This window comes from Polaromonas sp. (assembly GCF_030680935.1).
In the GTDB taxonomy this organism is placed as follows: domain Bacteria; phylum Pseudomonadota; class Gammaproteobacteria; order Burkholderiales; family Burkholderiaceae_C; genus Polaromonas.
Window position 1 is genome coordinate 16,945 of sequence record NZ_JAUXUP010000076.1, and the last position, 20,052, is coordinate 36,996.

18 protein-coding genes are annotated in these 20,052 nt (G+C 60.5%); 13 read left to right on the forward strand and 5 right to left on the reverse strand.

Translation table 11 applies throughout. The annotated features are described in order from the left end of the window. Positions 1-143 precede the first annotated feature (143 nt). From ppsA to dnaB, 10 genes are all read left to right on the forward strand, one after another. The gene (gene ppsA / locus Q8L50_RS17925; RefSeq protein WP_305349991.1) at positions 144-2,543 is read left to right on the forward strand and encodes a phosphoenolpyruvate synthase; all 2,400 of its coding nucleotides are present in this window, start codon (positions 144-146) and stop codon (positions 2,541-2,543) included. 236 nt (positions 2,544-2,779) lie between these two features. Then, positions 2,780-3,124 carry a hypothetical protein gene (locus Q8L50_RS17930; protein WP_305349992.1) on the forward strand — a complete coding sequence of 115 codons (345 nt, stop codon included), beginning with the start codon at positions 2,780-2,782 and terminating at the stop codon, positions 3,122-3,124. Continuing rightward, positions 3,121-3,699 (forward strand): tetratricopeptide repeat protein, encoded by a 579-nt coding sequence (locus Q8L50_RS17935; RefSeq protein ID WP_305349993.1) that lies wholly within the window; start codon positions 3,121-3,123, stop codon positions 3,697-3,699. The genes Q8L50_RS17930 and Q8L50_RS17935 overlap by 4 nt, the downstream gene beginning before the upstream one ends. Before the next feature lie 138 nt (positions 3,700-3,837). After that, positions 3,838-4,098 (forward strand): DUF4212 domain-containing protein, encoded by a 261-nt coding sequence (locus Q8L50_RS17940; RefSeq protein WP_305349994.1) that lies wholly within the window; start codon positions 3,838-3,840, stop codon positions 4,096-4,098. A 2-nt stretch (positions 4,099-4,100) separates the two neighbouring features. Further along, positions 4,101-6,218, forward strand: a complete 2,118-nt coding sequence (locus tag Q8L50_RS17945) for a sodium:solute symporter family protein (protein ID WP_305349995.1) — start codon at positions 4,101-4,103, stop codon at positions 6,216-6,218. Positions 6,219-6,626: 408 nt separating this feature from the next. Further along, on the forward strand, positions 6,627-6,992 hold the full coding sequence (rpsF, locus tag Q8L50_RS17950; RefSeq protein ID WP_305349996.1) for a 30S ribosomal protein S6: 366 nt from the start codon (positions 6,627-6,629) through the stop codon (positions 6,990-6,992). 48 nt (positions 6,993-7,040) lie between these two features. Further along, positions 7,041-7,352, forward strand: a complete 312-nt coding sequence (priB, locus tag Q8L50_RS17955) for a primosomal replication protein N (RefSeq protein ID WP_305349997.1) — start codon at positions 7,041-7,043, stop codon at positions 7,350-7,352. Between the two features lie 10 nt (positions 7,353-7,362). Then, complete coding sequence (gene rpsR, locus Q8L50_RS17960) at positions 7,363-7,647, forward strand: 30S ribosomal protein S18 (RefSeq protein WP_305349998.1); 285 nt, start codon at positions 7,363-7,365, stop codon at positions 7,645-7,647. Between the two features lie 11 nt (positions 7,648-7,658). After that, positions 7,659-8,111, forward strand: a complete 453-nt coding sequence (gene rplI / locus Q8L50_RS17965) for a 50S ribosomal protein L9 (RefSeq protein ID WP_305349999.1) — start codon at positions 7,659-7,661, stop codon at positions 8,109-8,111. Between the two features lie 179 nt (positions 8,112-8,290). Further along, positions 8,291-9,703 carry a replicative DNA helicase gene (gene dnaB / locus Q8L50_RS17970; protein WP_305350000.1) on the forward strand — a complete coding sequence of 471 codons (1,413 nt, stop codon included), beginning with the start codon at positions 8,291-8,293 and terminating at the stop codon, positions 9,701-9,703. Positions 9,704-9,790: 87 nt separating this feature from the next. Here dnaB and Q8L50_RS17975 read toward each other — a convergent pair whose 3' ends face one another. Together Q8L50_RS17975 and Q8L50_RS17980 are read right to left on the reverse strand one after the other, a co-directional pair. Further along, positions 9,791-10,195 (reverse strand): RNA-binding protein, encoded by a 405-nt coding sequence (locus tag Q8L50_RS17975; RefSeq protein ID WP_305350001.1) that lies wholly within the window; start codon positions 10,193-10,195, stop codon positions 9,791-9,793. Between the two features lie 121 nt (positions 10,196-10,316). Beyond that, entirely contained in the window at positions 10,317-12,134 is a 1,818-nt protein-coding gene (locus Q8L50_RS17980) for a M14 family metallopeptidase (RefSeq protein WP_370869833.1), read from the reverse strand. 138 nt (positions 12,135-12,272) lie between these two features. Here Q8L50_RS17980 and dusA point away from each other — a divergent pair, with 138 nt between their 5' ends. Continuing rightward, a complete protein-coding gene (dusA, locus tag Q8L50_RS17985) occupies positions 12,273-13,328 on the forward strand; it encodes a tRNA dihydrouridine(20/20a) synthase DusA (protein ID WP_305350003.1) in 1,056 nt (351 codons plus the stop codon). After that, complete coding sequence (locus Q8L50_RS17990) at positions 13,321-14,250, forward strand: DMT family transporter (RefSeq protein ID WP_305350004.1); 930 nt, start codon at positions 13,321-13,323, stop codon at positions 14,248-14,250. The genes dusA and Q8L50_RS17990 overlap by 8 nt, the downstream gene beginning before the upstream one ends. 54 nt (positions 14,251-14,304) lie before the next feature. Here Q8L50_RS17990 and Q8L50_RS17995 read toward each other — a convergent pair whose 3' ends face one another. The 3 genes from Q8L50_RS17995 to Q8L50_RS18005 all read right to left on the reverse strand — a co-directional run bounded on the left by Q8L50_RS17995 (position 14,305) and on the right by Q8L50_RS18005 (position 17,823). Further along, positions 14,305-15,213 (reverse strand): bile acid:sodium symporter, encoded by a 909-nt coding sequence (locus Q8L50_RS17995; RefSeq protein WP_305350005.1) that lies wholly within the window; start codon positions 15,211-15,213, stop codon positions 14,305-14,307. A gap of 28 nt (positions 15,214-15,241) precedes the next feature. Then, positions 15,242-17,023: an AMP-binding protein gene (locus Q8L50_RS18000; RefSeq protein WP_305350006.1), complete on the reverse strand. Its 1,782-nt coding sequence runs from the start codon at positions 17,021-17,023 to the stop codon at positions 15,242-15,244. Between the two features lie 164 nt (positions 17,024-17,187). Then, the gene (locus tag Q8L50_RS18005; RefSeq protein ID WP_305350007.1) at positions 17,188-17,823 is read right to left on the reverse strand and encodes a GntR family transcriptional regulator; all 636 of its coding nucleotides are present in this window, start codon (positions 17,821-17,823) and stop codon (positions 17,188-17,190) included. Positions 17,824-17,956: 133 nt separating this feature from the next. Between Q8L50_RS18005 and scpA the strand changes: the two genes are divergently transcribed. Continuing rightward, positions 17,957-20,052: methylmalonyl-CoA mutase (gene scpA, locus Q8L50_RS18010; RefSeq protein ID WP_305350008.1), on the forward strand; the 2,096-nt coding region annotated here is incomplete at its 3' end.

Sequence of the window (20,052 nt, forward strand, 5' to 3'; positions counted from 1 at the left end):
TTGCCAGAGGTCTCGGCCCCCTACAATCGGGACAATTATCCCGATTCTGATGCCATGCCCCGCACCGACCCCCTAGAACAACAACAAGGTTGCCTGCCGCGCATGCGCCGCATCCCGGTTTTTAAACCTCCCGGAGTATTTTCATGTCCAACCTTTTTGAGCCGACCGCCCTGGTCGTACCGTTTGAAAACCTGAGGATGACGGATGTCGAGGCCGTCGGCGGAAAAAACGCCAGCCTCGGCGAGATGATCTCGCAACTGCCCACCGGGCCCCAGGGTGTGCGGGTGCCGACCGGCTTTGCCACCACCGCCCACGCCTTCCGCGTGTTCCTGGCCCACGATGGCCTGGATAAAAAAATCAATGCGCTGCTCGACGCGCTCAACACCGAAGACGTGCGCGCTCTGGCCGAAACCGGCAGCAAGATCCGCGCGCTGGTCGAGGCCCAACCCTTTCCGCCGGAACTGGCCCAGGCCGTACGCGACAGCTTCGCCACGCTGAGCGCCGGCAATGTGCAGGCCAGTTTCGCCGTGCGTTCATCCGCCACCGCCGAGGATTTGCCCGACGCGTCCTTCGCCGGTCAGCAGGAAACTTTTTTGAATGTGGTCGGCATCGAGGACGTGCTGCACAAGATGAAAGAGGTGTTTGCCTCGCTCTACAACGACCGTGCTATCAGCTACCGCGTGCACCAGGGGTTTGCCCACGCCGACGTGGCCTTGTCGGCAGGCGTACAGCGGATGGTGCGCAGCGACTTGGGTGCAGCTGGCGTAATGTTCACCATCGACACGGAAAGCGGCTTTGAAGATGTGGTGTTCATCACCTCAAGTTATGGCCTGGGCGAGACCGTGGTTCAGGGGGCCGTCAATCCCGACGAGTTCTACGTTCACAAGCCCATGCTCAAGGCCGGCAATCGTTGCGTGATCCGCCGCAACCTGGGGAGCAAGCTGCTGCAGATGGAATTCACCACTGCGGATGAGAAAAAAGCCGGCGGCAAGCTGGTCAAGACCACCGACGTGCCGGCCGAACTGCGCAACCGCTACTCGCTGAGCGATGCTGACGTTGAACAGCTGGCGCGTTATGCCGTGATCATCGAGGACCACTACGGCCGTCCCATGGACATCGAGTGGGGCAAAGACGGCACAGACGGCGAGCTCTACATCCTGCAGGCGCGCCCCGAAACCGTCAAAAGCCAGTCCAAAGGCAAGGCGGAGCAACGCTACAAACTCAAGGGAAGCGGTACTGTGCTGGCTGAAGGCCGCGCGATTGGGCAAAAGATAGGCACCGGCCCTGTGCGCATTGTTCGCGATATCAGCCAGATGGACCAGGTCCAGCCCGGCGATGTGCTGGTGACCGACATGACGGACCCGAATTGGGAGCCGGTCATGAAACGCGCCAGCGCCATTGTCACCAACCGCGGCGGCCGCACTTGCCACGCTGCGATCATTGCACGTGAACTGGGGATACCTGCCGTGGTGGGTTGCGGGGACGCCACTGAAATGCTCAAGGATGGCATGTTGGTCACCGTAAGCTGCGCTGAAGGCGATACGGGCAATATTTACGACGGCTTGCTGGAGACCGAGGTGACCGAGGTGCAGCGCGGCGAGATGCCGCCGATTGAGATCAAGATCATGATGAATGTGGGCAACCCGCAACTGGCGTTTGACTTCTGCCAGATACCCAACCACGGCGTGGGACTGGCGCGGCTCGAGTTCATCATCAACAACAACATCGGCGTGCATCCGAAGGCGATTCTCGACTACCCCAATGTCGATGCGGATCTGAAAAAGGCAGTCGAAAGTGTCGCGCGCGGGCATGCGTCACCGCGAGCCTTCTATGTGGACAAAGTGGCTGAAGGCATCGCCACACTGGCGGCAGCCTTCTGGCCCAAGCCTGTGATTGTGCGTCTGTCCGACTTCAAGTCCAACGAGTACCGCAAGTTGATTGGCGGCTCGCGTTATGAGCCGGAAGAAGAAAATCCGATGCTGGGCTTTCGCGGTGCGGCGCGCTACCTGAGCCCCGACTTTGCCGACGCTTTTGCCATGGAGTGTGAGGCGCTCAAACGTGTGCGTAACGACATGGGGCTCACAAATGTCGAAGTGATGGTGCCATTTGTCCGTACGCTGGGCCAGGCCAAGGCCGTGACCGAGTTGTTGGCAAAACACGGCCTCAGGCGCGGTGAGCGGGGGCTGCGCATCATCATGATGTGCGAAGTGCCGAGCAATGCAGTGCTGGCGGATCAGTTCCTCGAGTACTTCGACGGTTTTTCGATTGGCTCCAACGATTTGACACAGCTGACCCTGGGGCTGGACCGCGATTCCGGTCTGGAAATTCTGGCCAGGGACTTTGACGAGCGGGACCCCGCGGTCAAGGCTTTGCTGAGCCAGGCGATCGCAGCCTGCAAGCGCCAGGGTAAATATGTGGGCATATGTGGCCAGGGTCCCAGCGACCATCCTGATTTCGCAGTCTGGTTGAAGGAGCAGGGCATAGGCTCGATCTCTCTCAATCCAGACACCGTGATTGATACCTGGAAGCGCCTGGCCAACTGAGAGCCCGTCCGGGGATCTGCGGGGTGTCTGAGGTGCGCATGATACGCAGCCGTAAGCTGCTACAGCCGCGCCCTTGCTTGCCACCTCAGCCCGCTGGCAGCGACATCCGCACAGCCGCGATCGCTTCTTGTGATTACATCTTTGGTTTTACGGGCTGCCTGAGCGGGCGTAAACCAAGGGAAAGTCCTAGGAGGGTTTGAACTGCCTGTGCGAGGCAGGTTGATGTTTTGTAAGAAGTGGGTAAGTACCAGGGCAACAATCAGGCCATCGTTGCCAAGGGTTACATGCTTTTTACTGTGTCCACTCTCAAATTAATAGCAGAGATTGCCTTGCTTGCGCTGTTCGGGCAGTGGGTATTGGGGCTGCTCGCAGGTGCGAAGAGGGATGCCAACCTCTTCTATCAGATACTGCAGATTGTGGGCAAGCCCTTTGTCCTGGCAACCCGTGTCATCACCCCCAAGCAGATCATTGACCGCCACGTACCGCTCGTGGCTTTCCTGTTGTTGCTGTTTGTCTGGCTTGCTGCAACCGTCATGAAAATCAAGACCTGCCTTGAAATCGGCGTGGAGCTTTGCAAATGAGTACAACTCTGGCGTATTGGTATCTCAAGCTGCAAGCCTTGGCCCTGCTGGTTTTTGGGCGGCAGCAGACTGCACTGAGGCGCTTTGACGAGATGCTGAGCTTGCGACCGCACGATCGCTACGCGCTGGCCAGCCGCGCCCACTTACTGGCGCAACTTGGCGACAATCAAGGTGCGGTCGCTGCCCTTCAACTTCTGGCTGACGGATACCCCGACAATGCCGCCGCCTGGTTCAATCTGGCCTACATGCTGGAAGAAACCGGTCGTCATGCGGAAGCCGAGCCCGCGTTCCGTCGCGCGTTGGATATCGAGCCCAAGATGGACCGCGCCTGGTACGGCCTGGCGCTGCTTTTGATCCGCGACCGCCGCTTCGACGAGGCGGTACAGGCGCTCAAGAAAAACACAGAACTGCAACCCATGAGCCCGTTCGGCTGGTATCAGCTTGCGCGCGTTCATGTTGACAGGCAAGACCCCGATGAGGCGGTGAAGGTTATTCGCCACCTCAAACGGTTTGAGCCTAAAGTGGCCGCCCAGCTGGAGCGCGAGACGGGACTGAGCGTTGCTCAGTCTTCCTGACGCAGACCGCCTGAGCGGGTATTTGAAGGCCGGGGTCCGCCCAGGCTTATAAGGCACGATCCGGCTTGCAGGCCACGCTTGGGGACAAGTGGTGATCGTGATGTGCCCGCAAGGGTGTTGTTGATGGAGGCAAGTGTTATGCAGTTGACTGACAACCATCGCCGTTATTGGCGCAAGAACCTCAATATCACGGGCATCCTGCTCGTGATCTGGTTCGTCGTGACGTTCGTCGTGAGTTATTACGCACGCGAATTGAGCTTCAATTTCTTTGGCTGGCCATTCAGTTTCTGGATGGGAGCGCAAGGGGCTCTGGTGATTTACGTCGCCATCATCGGGTATTACGCCTGGTACATGGGCAAGCTCGATATTGAGCACGGCGTTCAAGAAAGCGAGGAATAATCATGGCTGGAATGTTTGGTAATGATGCTGGCACCAATACTGCCGCATCCAACGCTGCCTTCAAGCAAGGTCTGGGCAAGGTCTACAAATGGTACACGGGGGGCTTCCTGGCCTTTGTCGTTGTGCTGGCCGTACTCGAACAGATGGGCCTGTCCCGTCAGTGGATCGGCCTGATTTTCCTGCTGGCCACCATCGGTCTTTATGCCGGCATCGGCATCATGAGCCGTACCACGGACGCTGCCGAGTACTACGTGGCAGGTCGTCGCGTACCGGCTGTATACAACGGTATGGCCACGGGTGCTGACTGGATGTCTGCTGCGTCCTTCATTGGTATGGCCGGTACGCTTTACCTGACGGGTTACAGCGGCCTTGCCTTCATCATGGGATGGACAGGCGGTTACTGTCTGGTGGCGCTGTTTCTTGCGCCCTACCTGCGCAAGTTCGGCCAGTTCACCATCCCTGACTTTCTGGGTGAACGGTACGGCGGCAACCTGCCGCGTTTCCTCGGTATCGTCGCTGCGATTTTGTGCTCCTTCACCTACGTGGTGGCACAAATTTACGGCGTCGGTCTGATCACCGCACGTTTGACGGGTGTGGCTTTCGAGCTCGGTATTTTCCTGGGCTTGGGCGGCATTCTGGTCTGCTCCTTCCTGGGCGGCATGCGTGCAGTGACCTGGACACAGGTGGCCCAGTACATCATCCTGATTGTGGCCTACATGATTCCGGTGGTGTGGCTGTCGGTCAAGCAGACCAACGTGCCGATTCCGCAAGCCATCTATGGCTTCCAGTTGCAAAAAGTGACTGCCAAGGAAAAAGAGCTGACCACCAATGCCAAAGAAGTTGAAGTGCGCGAGATCTTCAAGCAACGTTCTGCGGCTCTGGCTGCCAAGCTGAAAGACCCTGCCACTGCACTGGCCGCCGACAAGGCCGCTGCCGAGAAATCGGTCGCAGACCTGAAAGCCGCCAATGGTGCATTGTCGGAAATTTCCGCTGCTGAAAAAGCGCTGGCTGCCGTGCCGAAAGATGCAGCAGCTGCTACGAAAGCCTGGACGGCCGCCAAGGCCGGCGCTGACGTCAAATCCCGACCACTCAACGGCATGCCGCCACATGCGCAGCAATTTGCCGGTGATCCGAATGGCGATGCAGCTGCCCAGAAAGCCTACGACGTGTCGCGTCGCAACTTCCTGGCGCTGATTTTCTGCCTGATGGTGGGTACTGCTGCGCTGCCGCACATCCTGATGCGTTATTACACGGTGCCCAGCGTGAAGGAAGCGCGGCAATCGGTAACCTGGTCGCTGTTCTTCATCTTCCTGCTGTATTTCACGGCGCCGGCCCTGGCTGTGCTGGTGAAATACGAGGTATTCACGGTGTTGATTGGCACGCCGTTCAACGCGCTACCGGACTGGATATCCGCCTGGAACAAGGTTGACCCGTCACTGCTGTCGGTGGTGGACATCAACAAGGACGGTATTTTGCAGCTCAACGAGATGTCCATCGGTGGTGACATCATTGTGCTGGCTGGTCCCGCGATTGGCGGCCTGCCGTATGTGGTGTCTGGCCTGGTGGCTGCCGGTGGTCTGGCTGCGGCGCTGTCAACTGCTGACGGCCTGCTGCTGACGATTGCCAATGCGTTGAGCCATGACCTGTACTACAAAATGATCGACCCGAACGCATCGACCGCACGCCGCGTGACCATCTCCAAGGTCTTGTTGCTGGTGGTTGCCCTGTGTGCCGCTTATGTGGCTGCCCAGAAACCGGCCGACAGTCTGTTCCTGGTCTCTGCGGCGTTCTCGTTCGCTGCGGCAGCGTTCTTCCCGGCGCTGACCTTGGGGATCTTCTGGAAACGAGCCACTGGTATTGCCGCCTCCCTGGGCATGATCGCTGGTCTGGGCACCACGTTCTTCTACATGGTTACCACCCAGCCCTGGATGCGCGGTCTGTTCGGCATCACCTCACCGATTCAGCTCTGGTGGGACATCCAGCCGATCTCGGCCGGATTGTTCGGTGTGCCTGTTGGCTTCGCCGTGATCATCCTGGTCAGCCTGGTGACCCCTGCGCCTAGCCGCAAGATCCAGGAACTGGTCGAGCATGTGCGTTACCCAACGCTGCGTGCAGCCTGATGAGCAGGGTCACAGTCATGTGATCTGATCTTCATCAGATAAAAAGCCCGGCAACGCGAGTTGCCGGGCTTTTTTCATGGGTGGGTGTTTTCACCGACCCGGACGTCCGCGAGGGCTCTCCAGCCAGGCACGGGCCTTCAACTCAGGAAGGGGCCGCGGATCTGGCTTTGCCAGTCCGCAGGCGCAGCGGCCCCCTTGGGCTGGTGCCTGCGGCTCCGAACCTGCTTGAGCAGGTTTGGACAGGCAACAGAAGCGAAGCCTCTGGCGAGCGGCGGCCTGCAAGGTGCGGGAGCTAGGCGAAGTGAGCGAACGCGGGGGCCATATCTCAAGCGGTATATAATCATGGGCTTCGCCTTGCTGCACCCTTAACGACGCTGGGGCAGCTTTCATCAACCACAAGGAGAGTTTATGCGTCATTACGAGATCGTCTTGCTGATCCATCCGGATCAAAGCGAGCAAGTCCCAGCCATGCTGGAACGTTACAAGGGCATGATCACTGCCGGCGGTGGAAAAATCCACCGTGTTGAAGACTGGGGCCGCCGTCAGCTGGTGTACCTGATCCAGAAGCTTGCCAAGGCACACTATCTGTGTATCAACATTGAAGCCAGCCAGGCCGTGATGGATGAAATTGAGCATGCGTTCAAGTTCAACGATGCCGTTTTGCGCCACCTGACTGTGGTCAAGAAGAAGGCCGAAACCGGCCCGTCCCTCATGATGCGCAACGTCGAGCGGGAAGAAGCCCGCAAGGCGCAGCAGCAGGAGTACGCGGCTTAATTGCCACCATGGTGTTAAACGACTCGCTGCCTTGAGATTGATCCAGCAGTGAACCACGTTGAACTGACCGCTTGTATCGCCGAGGCCAGTCCTCTTCGCTACACGCCAGCTGGCATTCCTGCCGCCAACTTCGTTCTCGAACATGAGTCGGAGATGGTTGAATCAGGCACCACACGGCAGGTCAAATTGACGGTCAAGGCTGTTGCCTTTGGCGCGCTGGCTGAACAGACAGGCCGGCTGGCTTTAGGCAAAAGCTTCAGGTTCGCGGGTTTTCTGGTCAATGCGCGTGGCAGCAAAAGTGTCGTTTTTCATATCCAAGCTTTTTACCCAGTTTCTGAACAAGTACTGAACCCCCATTAAGGAGTCCATCATGCCCGGACCAAAACGTTTCAATAAAGACAAGCGCCCCAAGCGCAATACCCAATCCCTGCTGTTCAAACGCAAGCGTTTTTGCCGTTTTACAGCAGCTGGCGTTGAAGAAATCGACTACAAAGACATCGACACCCTGCGTGACTTTGTCTCTGAAAACGGAAAAATCATTCCCGCACGCCTGACCGGTACCCGCGCGATTTTCCAGCGTCAGGTCAACACCGCCGTGAAGCGCGCCCGTTTCCTCGCGATGCTGCCGTACAGCGACCAGCACCGTAGCCTGTAAGGAGCACAACCATGCAAATCATTCTGCTCGACAAAGTTATCAACCTGGGCAATCTGGGTGAAGTCGTCAAGGTCAAAGACGGCTACGCACGCAACTTCCTGATCCCTTCCGGCCGCGCCCGTCGCGCCACCGCAGCGGCGATCAAGGAATTTGAAGTCAAACGCGCTGAACTTGAAAAATCTGCTGCAGCCAAGCTGGCTGCGTCGCAAGCCCAAGGCGAAAAACTAGGCGGTACCACCGTCAAGCTCACGCAAAAGGCCGGTGTGGATGGCCGCCTGTTTGGCTCCGTCACCAACCACGACATTTCGGCTGAACTGACCAAGCAGGGCTTCCCCGTGCTCAAGTCGCAAATCCGCATGCCCAACGGCCCGCTCAAGACGGTGGGTGACCACCCTGTGACAGTGGCCCTGCACACCGATGTGGCTGTGGACATCACGGTGACGGTGTACGGCGAATCTGCTTAAACCGCCTCCAGCCCGGTTTTCCGGTCGCAAAAAAGCCGCTCCCTGAGCGGCTTTTTCAATGGTTCATCCATTCACATCTTGTACAGGGTTGTACCCCTGTTATCAACGACTTATAAACAGGTTTTTACAGTGACGCCAGGCCACCTTGGCGCTAGCATGTAGAGCTGCCAAGGAAACCCATGTCCGCCGTACTCTCCACCACCTCCGACCCCCGCTACAGCGCCGATCGTCAAATCGCGCAGCTGCGTGTTCCGCCGCACTCCATAGAAGGTGAATCCAGTGTGCTCGGTGGCCTGCTGCTCGACAACGGCGCCTGGGACCGCGTCGGTGACCTGTTGACCGACGAGGATTTTTACCGCTACGAACACAAGCTGATCTACGCCGCCGTGGGCGCACTGATCAACGCGACCAAGCCGGCGGACGTGATCACGGTGTACGAACACCTGCAAAACCAGGGCAAAGCCGACGAAGTGGGCGGCCTGGCTTACCTCAACTCGCTGGCTCAATACGTGCCCAGCGCGAGCAACATCCGGCGTTATGCCGAGATCGTGCGTGAGCGCTCCATTTTGCGCAAGCTGGTGGCTGCCAGTGATGAGATCGCGACCAACGCCTTCAACCCGCAGGGCAAGGCGGTGGCCATGATCCTGGACGAGGCCGAGCAGAAGATCTTCAAGATCGGCGAGCAGGGCTCACGCATGAAGCAGGGTTTCCAGAGCATGGACACCCTGGTGGTGAGTTTGCTGGACCGCGTCACCGAGATGTCGGAAAACCCGAATGACGTCACGGGCGTGCCCACCGGTTTTTACGACCTCGACAAGATGACCTCGGGTTTTCAGGCCGGCGATCTGGTCATTCTCGCGGCCCGACCCTCCATGGGGAAAACCGCGCTGGCCATCAACATTGCCGAACACGTGGCACTTAACGAAGGTCTGCCAGTGGCGGTGTTCTCCATGGAGATGGGCGCCTCGCAACTCGCGGTGCGTATCGTCGGTTCCATTGGCCGTATCGACCAGACCCATTTGAGAACCGGCGCGCTGACCGACGAAGAGTGGCCGCGGCTGACCGAAGCCATAGAAAAACTGCGCAACATCTCACTGCACATCGACGAGACGCCCGGATTGACGGTCAGTGAGTTGCGCGCCAACGCCAGGCGCCTGGCGCGGCAGTGCGGCAAGCTGGGCCTGATCGTGGTGGACTATTTGCAGCTGATGAGTGTGTCATCCAGCATGAGCGAAGAAAACCGCGCGACTGCCGTCGGCGAAATTTCACGCGGCCTGAAGATGCTGGCCAAAGAGCTGCAGTGCCCGGTGATTGCCCTGTCACAGCTGAGCCGGGGCGTCGAGTCACGCACCGACAAGCGCCCCATGATGAGCGACCTGCGCGAGTCCGGCGCCATCGAGCAGGACGCCGACATCATCATGTTCATCTACCGCGATGAGTACTACACCAAAGACGCCTGCAAGGAACCCGGCGTGGCCGAGGTCATCATCAGCAAGCAGCGCAATGGCCCGACGGGCACGGTCAAACTGGCGTTTATCAGTCGCATCACCAAGTTTGAGAGTTTGGCGCATGGGGGTGGTGGAGGTTTTTAGGCTGCGTTGAAAGAAATTTCGGCCCCCAGCCCAATACCCGCTTGCGCAAGCCGCTATCAAATAAATAGCAAACTCCGGCCTGGATTGTTATTCCAGATCCTCCATCGCCAGTATGTGGTACTTCTGGGCGTAAGAAAACGGCAGCGTTCTGACCACCGACATGACGCGCTCGGTGTCCTTGTCAGACGCTGCATGCACCATGAGGCCGTGCTGCCCCTGGCGGGCCAGTTTGACGTATTTCTGCACGGTGGCGCCTTCTGTGCCGACCGAGGGAAGATCAACATCGGAGTCGCCATCGACGCGTCCGATCTCGCGCAGTATGGTTTCTGGCGGCAGCAGCATGATGGCGTCGTCGTCATAACCACCGCTCACCAGTTCACGCGCGGCTTGTTCTGCTTGCTGCGCGTCGGGGAACATGATGACGGCGTAACCGGTCGGGTAGAAGACCCCCGACAGGGTCAACATCTTGGGGTGCAGGGCAAATGTTTTCATGGAGAATCCTTTTGGCTGAAGATTCACCATAAAAACATGCCTGCGGCGCCTTGTCTGTAGGCCGGTTCGCACAATTGCTGTGCAGCGCGGGCGCCCACAGCGGGTGTAGCCCTTCAAGGCATCAAGGAAGCTCTTCGGTCTTGGCTGCCGGCTCTGACATCACGCGGGCCGCGCTGGTCAGGCTGTCGATCAGCTGGTTGGCGAAGTAGCTGTTCTGGGTGTCGGGCTCCAGCGCGGCCATCACCAGATTGGCCAGGGGCTGGTTCAAGGGCACGTAGTAACTGCCTGCAGGGGCGTCGATGACGCCGCGCACCAAGGCGACCTCGGTTTTGACGATTTGCGCCGCATCGGTGATGCTGCCGCGCACATCCTGGCGAGCGCCTGCGGTGCGCGCTGTTTCGCGGTAAATATCGCCCAGCATGGAGCTGGGCTCCAGCACGCGCAACACCTGTACGCCATGCAGGCGCAAACGCTCTACCGCTGTTTTTGAGCTGGCAGACAGCCAGTAACCGCAGGGCCGCACGCGGGTTTTGAGCTTGCGCAGCGTCAGCGCTGAGTTCCACTCCACCTTGAGTGGCTTGTCAGCGCCGCTGACCGGGTCCAGCATCAGCAGCTCGTACTGGGTCAGGGTAGGGCCGGCTTCCACGACGGCTTCTTCCTTGCAGGCCTGGGCGCTGAGCTCTTTTTCGATATAGGGCTGAAGTTGGCCCAGCTCGCTGGCGCGCTGGGCGGTGCTGGCCAGCACGCTGCCGATGGCCGTGACATGGGTGTGCACCCGGCGCTGGATGTGCAGCCGGCCTATGCCCACGCCGCGGGTTTCAATCAGCAGGCTGACCGTGTTTTTCAGGCCGTTGACGTTGCGGCCGGTGTCCGGTTGCGTGCCACCCATGGAGATTTTTTTGTCGGCCAGGTCGGCCGAGGTGGTGTAGTACCACTCGGTGCTCAGGCCTTGCGCCCGCAGCGCGGCCAGCAGGGGGCGGCGGTACCACTCTTCAGATGCCTTGGTCAGAAACTCCGGTATGTTCGCGGTGGTCGCGTATTGCAGCAGGGCATCGTATTTCTGGATGGCATCAAACTTCTGCAAAAAGCGCCCTACCACGGTGTATTCGTGTGCATCCACGACCACCGTGGGGCGGTAGTCGCGCGCCAGTCGGGCCAGGGCTTGCGCCTCCGGCGTATTCAGCAGCAGGTGGTCGCGGTTCATGTCCAGCCCGCCGCTGGTTGCGCGTTTGCTGTCGGCGGAGCCATCGGGGTTGGCACGCGGCACGATGATCACATTGATGCGATCCAGCAGCGGCCGCAGCAGCCCCTGGGTCAATTCGCGCGCCACCACCAGCAGGGCTTCGCTGCCAGCGGGCTCGTCGCCATGTTGCTGACCCAGTAACAGCACGGTGGGGCGGTCCGACGCCAGCAGTGCCGCAGCATCTGTGCCCGCGGCGCGAGTCAACACCAGGGCCTCCATGGCTGTACCGCGTTGCGACTGACCCATACTCAGAACGGATGCTTTGAGGCCCGGCACGCTGGGCGCCGAAGCGCTCAGGTCGCGCAGCCAGGTCTGGATTTCTGCATTGGATGTAAAGCTGCTGCGGCCCTCCTGCAGACCCGGCGTGCTGTAAACGACAGAAGGCGCAGGAAAGCGGGCAGCAACGGCCGCGTTATAGGGCGCTTCGGCGACCGGCACCCCGACGACTGTCGGGCGAGAAGGTATCGGCTGGGCCACCGCTACAGTTGCCGGGACAGGCGCCGCAGCAGGGGCGGGTGCCGGGGCGGATGGGGGTGCGGTGCCCTGCGCCGGCCACGGTGGCAGCGGCACCGAGGTGCAGGCACCCAGCGAGACGAGCAGCGACAGCAGCAAGAACGCGCCAGGCTTGCGGCGGCGGGCAGCAGCTCCGGTTCGTGGGGCGGTGATCTTGAGGCGGGGGGGGGCAGGCATGGTCATGGCAAGGGTGTGAAATGGGCGAAAGCGTACGCAGATGCTGGGCATGCACCATTATCCCGCCTGTCGCCACAGAGCGCGTGTGTTGTGGGGAATGCCGTGACAGGCCCACGCGCCTGCGCATGAGAAAATACGGGTTACATGCAAGTCGAACCTCCTCTTCCGCCCACAGACCCCAGCCTTCGCCCAGCGCACCGGCTCAGCGTGGCGCCCATGATGGACTGGACTGACCGGCATTGCCGCTACTTTCATCGTCTGTTGTCACGCCATGCCTTGCTGTACACGGAAATGGTCACGACCGGCGCCCTGGTGCACGGCGATGTGGCACGGCATTTGCGCTTCAACGCCGAAGAACACCCGGTGGCGCTGCAACTGGGTGGCAGTGAACCTGCCGACCTGGCGCATTGCGCTCAATTGGGCGAGCAATGGGGCTATGACGAGATCAATCTGAACTGCGGTTGCCCCAGCGAACGTGTGCAGCGCGGGGCTTTTGGCGCCTGCCTGATGGCCGAGCCGCAGCTGGTGGCCGACTGTGTGAAAGCCATGGTGGATGTGGTGGACGTGCCGGTCACAGTCAAACACCGCATCGGCATCGACAAGACTGAAAGTTACGAATTCGTGCGGGATTTCGTGGGAGCCGTCAGCGAAGCCGGTTGCCAAACCTTCATCGTGCATGCGCGCAACGCCTGGCTGCAGGGCCTGTCGCCCAAAGAAAACCGCGAAGTGCCGCCTCTGCGTTACGAGCTGGTTTACCGGCTCAAGCGCGAATTCCCTGCGCTGGTTATTGTGATCAACGGCGGCATCACCACCGGCGAACAGGTGGCTGCTCAATTGCGCGAGCTTGATGGAGTGATGGTCGGCAGAGAGGCCTATCACAACCCCTGGTGGCTGGCCTCCTGGGATGAAGGCTTTTTTGACGCCGCTCCGGCTGGTCAGACCCGGGAGTCGGTCGAATCACAGATGGTGGATTACATGGCAAGGCAGGCTGTCGAGCATGGCACTCCCTGGCCGTCGATTGCGCGCCACATGCTCGGCCTGCGCCATGGTCTGCCGGGATCGCGGCGCTGGCGCCAGGTCTGGAGCGACCACAAGCTCAAGACCCTGCACCCGCGCGAGGTGATGGCGCTGGCCCATGCACCCGCATGGGCAAGTGAAGTTGGCACCTCGCGGCCAGTGACCGATCTGGCGCATGCCTGAGACCGTGCAGCGCGAAACGCGGCTGGCGTTGTTGCTGTTGTGGCTGGTGCCTGCACTGTGGGCCGTCAACTACATCGTGGCGCGCAAGGCGCCCGGTGTGATTGGTCCCTACATGCTGGCGCTGGGTCGCTGGGGTCTGGCCGCGCTGATTCTGGTGTTGATCAGCCGCGCCGAGTTATGGCGCGAGCGCGAATCCATCGCCCGCGCCTGGCGGCAATACCTGGTGCTGGGCACTTTGGGCATGCTGATTTGTGGTGCTTGGGTGTATGAGGGTGCGCGCTCGACTGGCGCGATGAATATTGCGCTGATTTATTCTGCGTCGCCGGTGCTGATCAGCCTGGGCGCCATGTGGTGGCTGGGCGAGGGTTTTGGTGCGCGCAAGGCCGCGGGTGTGTTTCTGGCGCTGGCGGGTGTGGTGCATGTGGTGGTCAAGGGCCACTGGACGGCTTTGGGCGATGTGCAGTTTGTCGCGGGGGATGCCTGGATTCTGGCCGCCACGGTGTCGTGGGCGGCTTACGCGCTGCTGCAAAAACGATGGCCCAGCCCCCTGGGTGCCACCGCGCGTCTCGCCGCGATATGCCTGGGCGGCACCCTGGTCCTGTTGCCGCCGGCGCTCTGGGAAGCCACGCGGCCGGGTGCTGATGTGCTCGGTGGGCAAGCGCTGGTGCTGGTGGTAACGGCTGCCCTGATCCCCGGCGTGGGGGCCTACTGGATTTATGGCTGGGCGCAAAAAATCCTGGGGGCCAGCCGGGTGGCGGTAGCGCTGTATCTGGGCCCGCTTTACGCGGCGGCTGCGGCCTGGGGGCTGCTTGGTGAACCGCCGGGCTGGCACCACGCGGTGGGAGCGCTGCTGATCCTGCCTGGCGTGTTTCTTGTCACGCGGCCCATCAGGTCGGCGGCTCCGTCACTACCGCGTTCCTGAGCCCTTGGAGATGTTGGGCGGCGCGATGCCGCCTCACTCTCTGCGCTGCCAAGCCTAGGCCGCAACCAGTCGCACCTTGGCAGCATCGCGTGCCAAGGCCTCCCGGGTGGCGTTGGCGCGGAACCAGACGGTCACCAGTGAACTGCTCAAGACGATAAAGAGGCTGTACAGCACAGGTATCAAGAGCACCTGTTGCTGCATCTCCCCAGTGAATGTCAGAGACACAATGAGCACGGCGAGCGGGCCATTCTGAATGCCTGTTTCCAGGCTGATGGTGCGGGAGCGGTTGCTGTCTTGCTTGAGGGCGCGCGCCAGCCAGTACCCCAGCAGCATGCCGAACAAACCCAGCCCGATCGCGACAAAGAAGACCTGCCATGGGGTTGAAAGCAGCAACTGGTAGTTGCGGGGCACCCAGGAGACCACCAGAAAAAGAATCACGAGAATGCCCAGCATGGAGCCGATCAGCTCAATGGTAGCCCCGATGTTGGGGTTGAGCTTGCGCAAAAACATGCCCAGCAGGGTGGGGACCAGAAGCACCACGAGCACCTGCGCCACATTGGCCGCAGGGATGGCAAAGGCGCCGGTTACGCCAGCGAGCCCGCTGTAAAAAGCGATAAGCGCTGGTACGGCGGCGACAGCAATCAGGGTCGACACGCTCGTCATCATGATGGACAGCGCAAGGGCCCCCTTGCTGAAATAGGTGAAGATGTTGGAAGTCGTTCCGCCCGGCATGCAACCCATCAGGATCAGGCCGACCGCCAGCGCTGGCGGCAAGCTGAGCAGCACTGCCATCAGGTAGGCAATGAAAGGCATGATGCCGTACTGGCAGAGAATGCCAACCATGACGCCCTTTGGTTTGCGAAAGGCGATCAGGAAATCCCGAAAAGTGAGGCTGGCGCCCATGCCGAGCATGATCACCATCATCATGACGCCGAGCAGTTTGGTTTCTAGTGGAGTAAGCATGCTTCTATATTCCAGTGTTCTCGTTTTTTTAGCGGGCAGTGGCCGATTGCCGGGCGTGCTCCGCCTTGACTTCGGCCTTCAAATCCTTGCGCAGGATTTTTCCGATCGGTGATTTGGGAAGCTCATCCCTGAAAACAATGGACTTCGGAATCTTGTAGTCCGTCAGCAGGCTCTTGCAGTGCGCGATGACCATCTCCTGCGTGAGCTCACCTTCGAATTCCGGGTTCTTGACGACGTAGGCGCGCACGGCTTCTCCCGAGCGCAGGTCGGGAATGCCGACCACCGCAGCCTCGAAGATGGCCTCCAGCTTTGACAGGGCTTCTTCGATCTCATTGGGGTAGACGTTGAAGCCCGATACCAGGACCAGATCTTTCTTGCGGTCCACGATGCGGAAGAAGCCGCTTTCATCCATCACGGCAACATCACCCGTGTACAGCCAGCCGTCCTTGAGTACCTGCGCTGTGTCCTCTGGCCGCTGCCAGTACCCCAGCATGGTTTGCGGGCCGCGCACCGCCAGCTCGCCCGGCTGACCTGCCGGCGTGAGGTTGCCATCGTCCGCAACCAGCCGGACTTCACAACCCGGCACGGGGATGCCGATGCTGTCGGCCCTGGCGGTGCCGTTCATGGGATTGAAGGTGATGACGGGTGAGGTCTCGGTCAGGCCGTAGCCCTCGGCCACGCGCGTGCCCGTCATGGCTTGCCATCGTGCCGCCACCGCGCTGTGCAGCGCCGTACCGCCGGCAATGGCTGCCTTCAGGTGTTTTGGCGGAAATGCGCTGAACCACTCCTCGTTCATCAGGCCGTTGAACAGGGTGTTGACCCCGGTGATCCAGGTGATCGGGTAGTTCTCGATGGCCCGCTGCAGGTTTTGCACCGGCCGGGGCGTCGGCACCAGGATGTTGCGCGCGCCGATGTCGAAAAATGTCAGCAGGTTGGCGGTGAATGCGAAGACGTGGTACAGCGGGAGTGCGGTCAGCACGCATTCTTCGCTCCCGTCCTGGGCGTTCATGTGCGATCGGCCCATGGCCAGCACCTGGTCCACATTGGCGAGCAGGTTGGCGTGGCTGAGCATGGCGCCTTTGCTCACGCCGGTGGTGCCGCCGGTGTACTGCAATGCCGCCACACTGCCTGCGGGAATATGTTCCCACCAGGACTTCGCGCCGCCGTCGGGGGGCAGGGCGACGCGTCCTGCCTCCAATGCCGCCGACAGGCGTTCGATGGGAACTGCCAGCCGGGGCACGGGCGGCAGTGTCTTGCTCCACACTTTCTGGACGCCGCGCACCACCATGTTTGGGATGGCGGGAAACATCTCGGACACGCCGGCCAGCACGACACGCTGGATGCCCGTTTTGGGTACCACTTCTGCCAGTTTGTCTGAAAACATGTCAACGACCACCAACACGCTGGCCCCGGAGTCATTGAACTGATGAATCATTTCGCTGGGCGTGTACAGCGGATTGGTATTGACGAGGACACAACCTGCCTTGAACACGCCGAATGCCACCACCGGGTACGACAGGGAATTGGGCAACTGCACGGCCACGCGGTCGCCGGCTTCAAGGCCGCAAACACCGCGCAGGTAGCCCGCAAAGGCGTCCGAGAGTTCGTCCACCTCGGCGTAGCCGAGGCTGCCATTCATGCCGTTCCCCACCACGCAGGTGAAGGCGGTGCGCTTTTCAAAACGGCTGCAGGCCTCACTGACCAGGTGGGCCAGGTTCTTGTAGCGGATGCCGGGCAGTTCGGCCTTGATGTGCTCGCCGTATGCAGCTTGCCAGGGTTTGTCGTCGTAGATCGACTTCGCAGCGGTCATCCAGCTTCCTCTCGTTACAAAAGCTTCGGATTGTGCTGGTCACTGGGGTAACCGCGACTCCGGCTTAACCCGGTGTTCGAATTGACTCTCCAATCTAAAAGGGCGTGCGTTCTTGTGCTACCCGAATGCAAAACTCAAACTGCGGGCGCAGCGCGCGGATGCGGTCAGCCTGCCGCCGCAAGCCCGTTTGCAAAATGGGCCTGCATTTTTTTTGCGGCAAGCAGGCCATTTCGGGCCGCGAGGGCGTCCATGATGGCGCGGTGTTCGGCCAGCGACTCTTCGATTCGTCCAGCCTTGAGCAGCGAGTTGTGCCGGTTGAGTTTCATCACCTTGCGCAGGTCGGCCACCATCTGGTCGCGCCAACGGTTGTTGGCAATTTCCAGCATACGCATGTGAAAGGCCTCATTGATCTGGAAGAAGCGTTCGCGGTCAGCGGTGGCTTTCTCAAGGTCCTTGTGCAGGGCTTGCAACTCCTTGATCTGGGCGTCGGTGGCCTGAGTGGCCACCACACTCGCGGCGTCGCTTTCCAGCAAAGCCAGCAGGTGGTAGACGTCACTCAGGTCACGCTCGGAAACCTCCGTGACATAAGCGCCGCGCCTCACCTTCATCGTGACCAGGCCTTCCGTGGCCAGCACCTTTAAAGCCTCGCGCAGCGGAGTGCGGCTGATGCCATATTCTTCGGCTAGCTTGAGCTCGTCAATCCAGCTGCCCGGGGTCAGTTCACGGTTGAAAATGCGCTGGCGCAAGAGCTCGGCGACCTCTTCATAGAGTGCGCGGGGGGTCAGGGAAACAGCGGCCATGGTCTTCGCGGGTTGGGTAAAAGCACTGGTTTCGGCAGATTCTGCCCGAAATTGAATTTTGTATCAATAATTATAAATGATGTAAACTTTGCCATCCGCTGCATTTGGCGCAAACCCTGATCTACGCACCCGCATGAGCACCCCCCCTACACCTATCGCTCCGGAATTTACCTCTGCCAGCATGGAGGCTTGGGCCAAAGCCGCTGCCAAGTCGGCGCCCGGCGGTGACGTCAATGCCCTGAACTGGCAAACGCCGGACGGCATCACCGTCAAACCGCTTTACACGGCGGAAGACGTCAAGGACCTGCCTCACACCAACACCTTGCCGGGTTTTGAGCCTTTTATCCGCGGCCCGCAAGCCACCATGTACGCCGTGCGCCCCTGGACCATTCGCCAGTACGCGGGCTTTTCGACAGCCGAGGAGTCCAACGCCTTCTACCGCAAGGCGCTGGCCGCCGGCGGGCAGGGCGTCTCGGTCGCCTTCGACCTCGCGACCCATCGCGGTTATGACAGCGACCACCCGCGCGTGACCGGCGACGTTGGCAAGGCCGGCGTGGCTATTGACAGTGTCGAGGACATGAAAATCCTGTTCGACCAGATTCCGCTGGACAAGGTTTCGGTGTCCATGACCATGAATGGCGCGGTATTGCCGGTGCTGGCTGGTTATGTGGTTGCAGCCGAAGAGCAGGGTGTGGCGCAGGACCAGCTCAGCGGCACCATCCAGAACGACATCCTCAAAGAGTTCATGGTGCGCAACACCTATATCTACCCGCCTGCGCCCAGCATACGCATCATTGGCGACATCATCGAGTACACGGCCAGCCACATGCCGAAATTCAACTCGATCAGCATCTCCGGTTACCACATGCAGGAAGCCGGCGCCAATCAGGCGCTGGAATTGGCCTTCACCCTGGCCGACGGCAAGGAGTATGTAAAGACCGCGATTGCCAAGGGCCTCGACGTGGACGGTTTCGCCGGTCGCCTGAGTTTCTTCTGGGCCATCGGTATGAACTTCTACCTCGAAGTCGCCAAGATGCGCGCAGCGCGCCTGCTCTGGTGCCGCATCATGAAAGAGTTCAACGCCAAGAGCCCGAAAAGCCTGATGCTGCGCACGCATTGCCAGACCAGTGGCTGGAGCCTGACCGAGCAGGACCCTTACAACAACGTGGTGCGCACCACCATCGAGGCGATGGCGGCGGTGTTTGGCGGCACGCAAAGTCTGCACACCAACAGTTTTGACGAGGCGATTGCGCTGCCGACCGAGTTCTCCTCGCGCATCGCCCGCAACACTCAGCTCATCATCCAGGAAGAAACCCATATCCCGCATGTGATCGACCCCTGGGCCGGCAGCTACATGATGGAAAAACTGACCCAGGACATGGCCGATGCCGCTTGGGCCCTCATTGAAGAAGTTGATGCCATGGGCGGCATGACCAAGGCCGTGGACAGCGGCTGGGCCAAGCTCAAGATCGAGGCCGCTGCCGCTGAAAAGCAGGCGCGCATCGACAGCGGCAAGGATGTGATCGTCGGTGTCAACAAGTACAAGCTCAAAACCGAGGACGCCATCGAAACCCGAGACATTGACAACGTCGCGGTGCGCGACGGGCAGATCACGCGCCTAAAAGCGATACGAGCCAGCCGCGATGGGGCGGCGGTGCAGGCCGCGCTCGACGCACTGACAGCCGCCGCTGAACAAGGCGACGGCAACCTGATGGACCTCAGCATTCAGGCGGTTCGCCTGCGTGCCACTGTCGGCGAGGTCAGTGATGCGCTCGAGAAAGTTTACGGGCGCCACCGCGCCGATACACAAAAGGTGACCGGTGTGTACGCTGCTGCTTATGACTCGGCCGAAGGCTGGGAAAACCTCAAAACTGAAATCAACAAGTTCGCCGAAGAGCAGGGTCGGCGCCCGCGCGTGATGATCTCCAAGCTCGGCCAGGACGGCCACGACCGCGGCGCCAAGGTGGTGGCCACGGCCTTTGCCGACCTGGGTTTCGACGTGGACATGGGGCCGCTGTTTCAGACGCCGGAGGAATGTGCGCGCCAGGCGATCGAAAACGACGTGCATGCGGTCGGTGTCTCGACGCTGGCGGCCGGCCACAAGACCCTGGTGCCCGCCATCATCGCCGAGCTCAAGAAGCAGGGCGCCGACGACATCATCGTGTTTGTCGGCGGCGTGATTCCGCGCCAGGACTACGAGATGTTGTACGAGGCGGGTGTCAAAGGCAT

What these genes read in the sequence shown, in the direction of transcription:
- Q8L50_RS17945 (WP_305349995.1), top strand. Translation starts at nt 4,101, where the DNA reads ATGGCTGGAATGTTTGGTAATGATGCTGGCACCAATACTGCCGCATCC.
- Q8L50_RS17995 (WP_305350005.1), bottom strand. Translation starts at nt 15,213, where the DNA reads ATGCTTACTCCACTAGAAACCAAACTGCTCGGCGTCATGATGATGGTG.
- Q8L50_RS17975 (WP_305350001.1), bottom strand. Translation starts at nt 10,195, where the DNA reads ATGAAAACATTTGCCCTGCACCCCAAGATGTTGACCCTGTCGGGGGTC.
- rplI (WP_305349999.1), top strand. Translation starts at nt 7,659, where the DNA reads ATGCAAATCATTCTGCTCGACAAAGTTATCAACCTGGGCAATCTGGGT.
- Q8L50_RS17980 (WP_370869833.1), bottom strand. Translation starts at nt 12,134, where the DNA reads ATGACCATGCCTGCCCCCCCCCGCCTCAAGATCACCGCCCCACGAACC.
- Q8L50_RS18000 (WP_305350006.1), bottom strand. Translation starts at nt 17,023, where the DNA reads ATGACCGCTGCGAAGTCGATCTACGACGACAAACCCTGGCAAGCTGCA.
- Q8L50_RS17940 (WP_305349994.1), top strand. Translation starts at nt 3,838, where the DNA reads ATGCAGTTGACTGACAACCATCGCCGTTATTGGCGCAAGAACCTCAAT.
- dnaB (WP_305350000.1), top strand. Translation starts at nt 8,291, where the DNA reads ATGTCCGCCGTACTCTCCACCACCTCCGACCCCCGCTACAGCGCCGAT.
- rpsF (WP_305349996.1), top strand. Translation starts at nt 6,627, where the DNA reads ATGCGTCATTACGAGATCGTCTTGCTGATCCATCCGGATCAAAGCGAG.
- ppsA (WP_305349991.1), top strand. Translation starts at nt 144, where the DNA reads ATGTCCAACCTTTTTGAGCCGACCGCCCTGGTCGTACCGTTTGAAAAC.
- Q8L50_RS18005 (WP_305350007.1), bottom strand. Translation starts at nt 17,823, where the DNA reads ATGGCCGCTGTTTCCCTGACCCCCCGCGCACTCTATGAAGAGGTCGCC.
- dusA (WP_305350003.1), top strand. Translation starts at nt 12,273, where the DNA reads ATGCAAGTCGAACCTCCTCTTCCGCCCACAGACCCCAGCCTTCGCCCA.
- Q8L50_RS17935 (WP_305349993.1), top strand. Translation starts at nt 3,121, where the DNA reads ATGAGTACAACTCTGGCGTATTGGTATCTCAAGCTGCAAGCCTTGGCC.
- Q8L50_RS17990 (WP_305350004.1), top strand. Translation starts at nt 13,321, where the DNA reads ATGCCTGAGACCGTGCAGCGCGAAACGCGGCTGGCGTTGTTGCTGTTG.
- rpsR (WP_305349998.1), top strand. Translation starts at nt 7,363, where the DNA reads ATGCCCGGACCAAAACGTTTCAATAAAGACAAGCGCCCCAAGCGCAAT.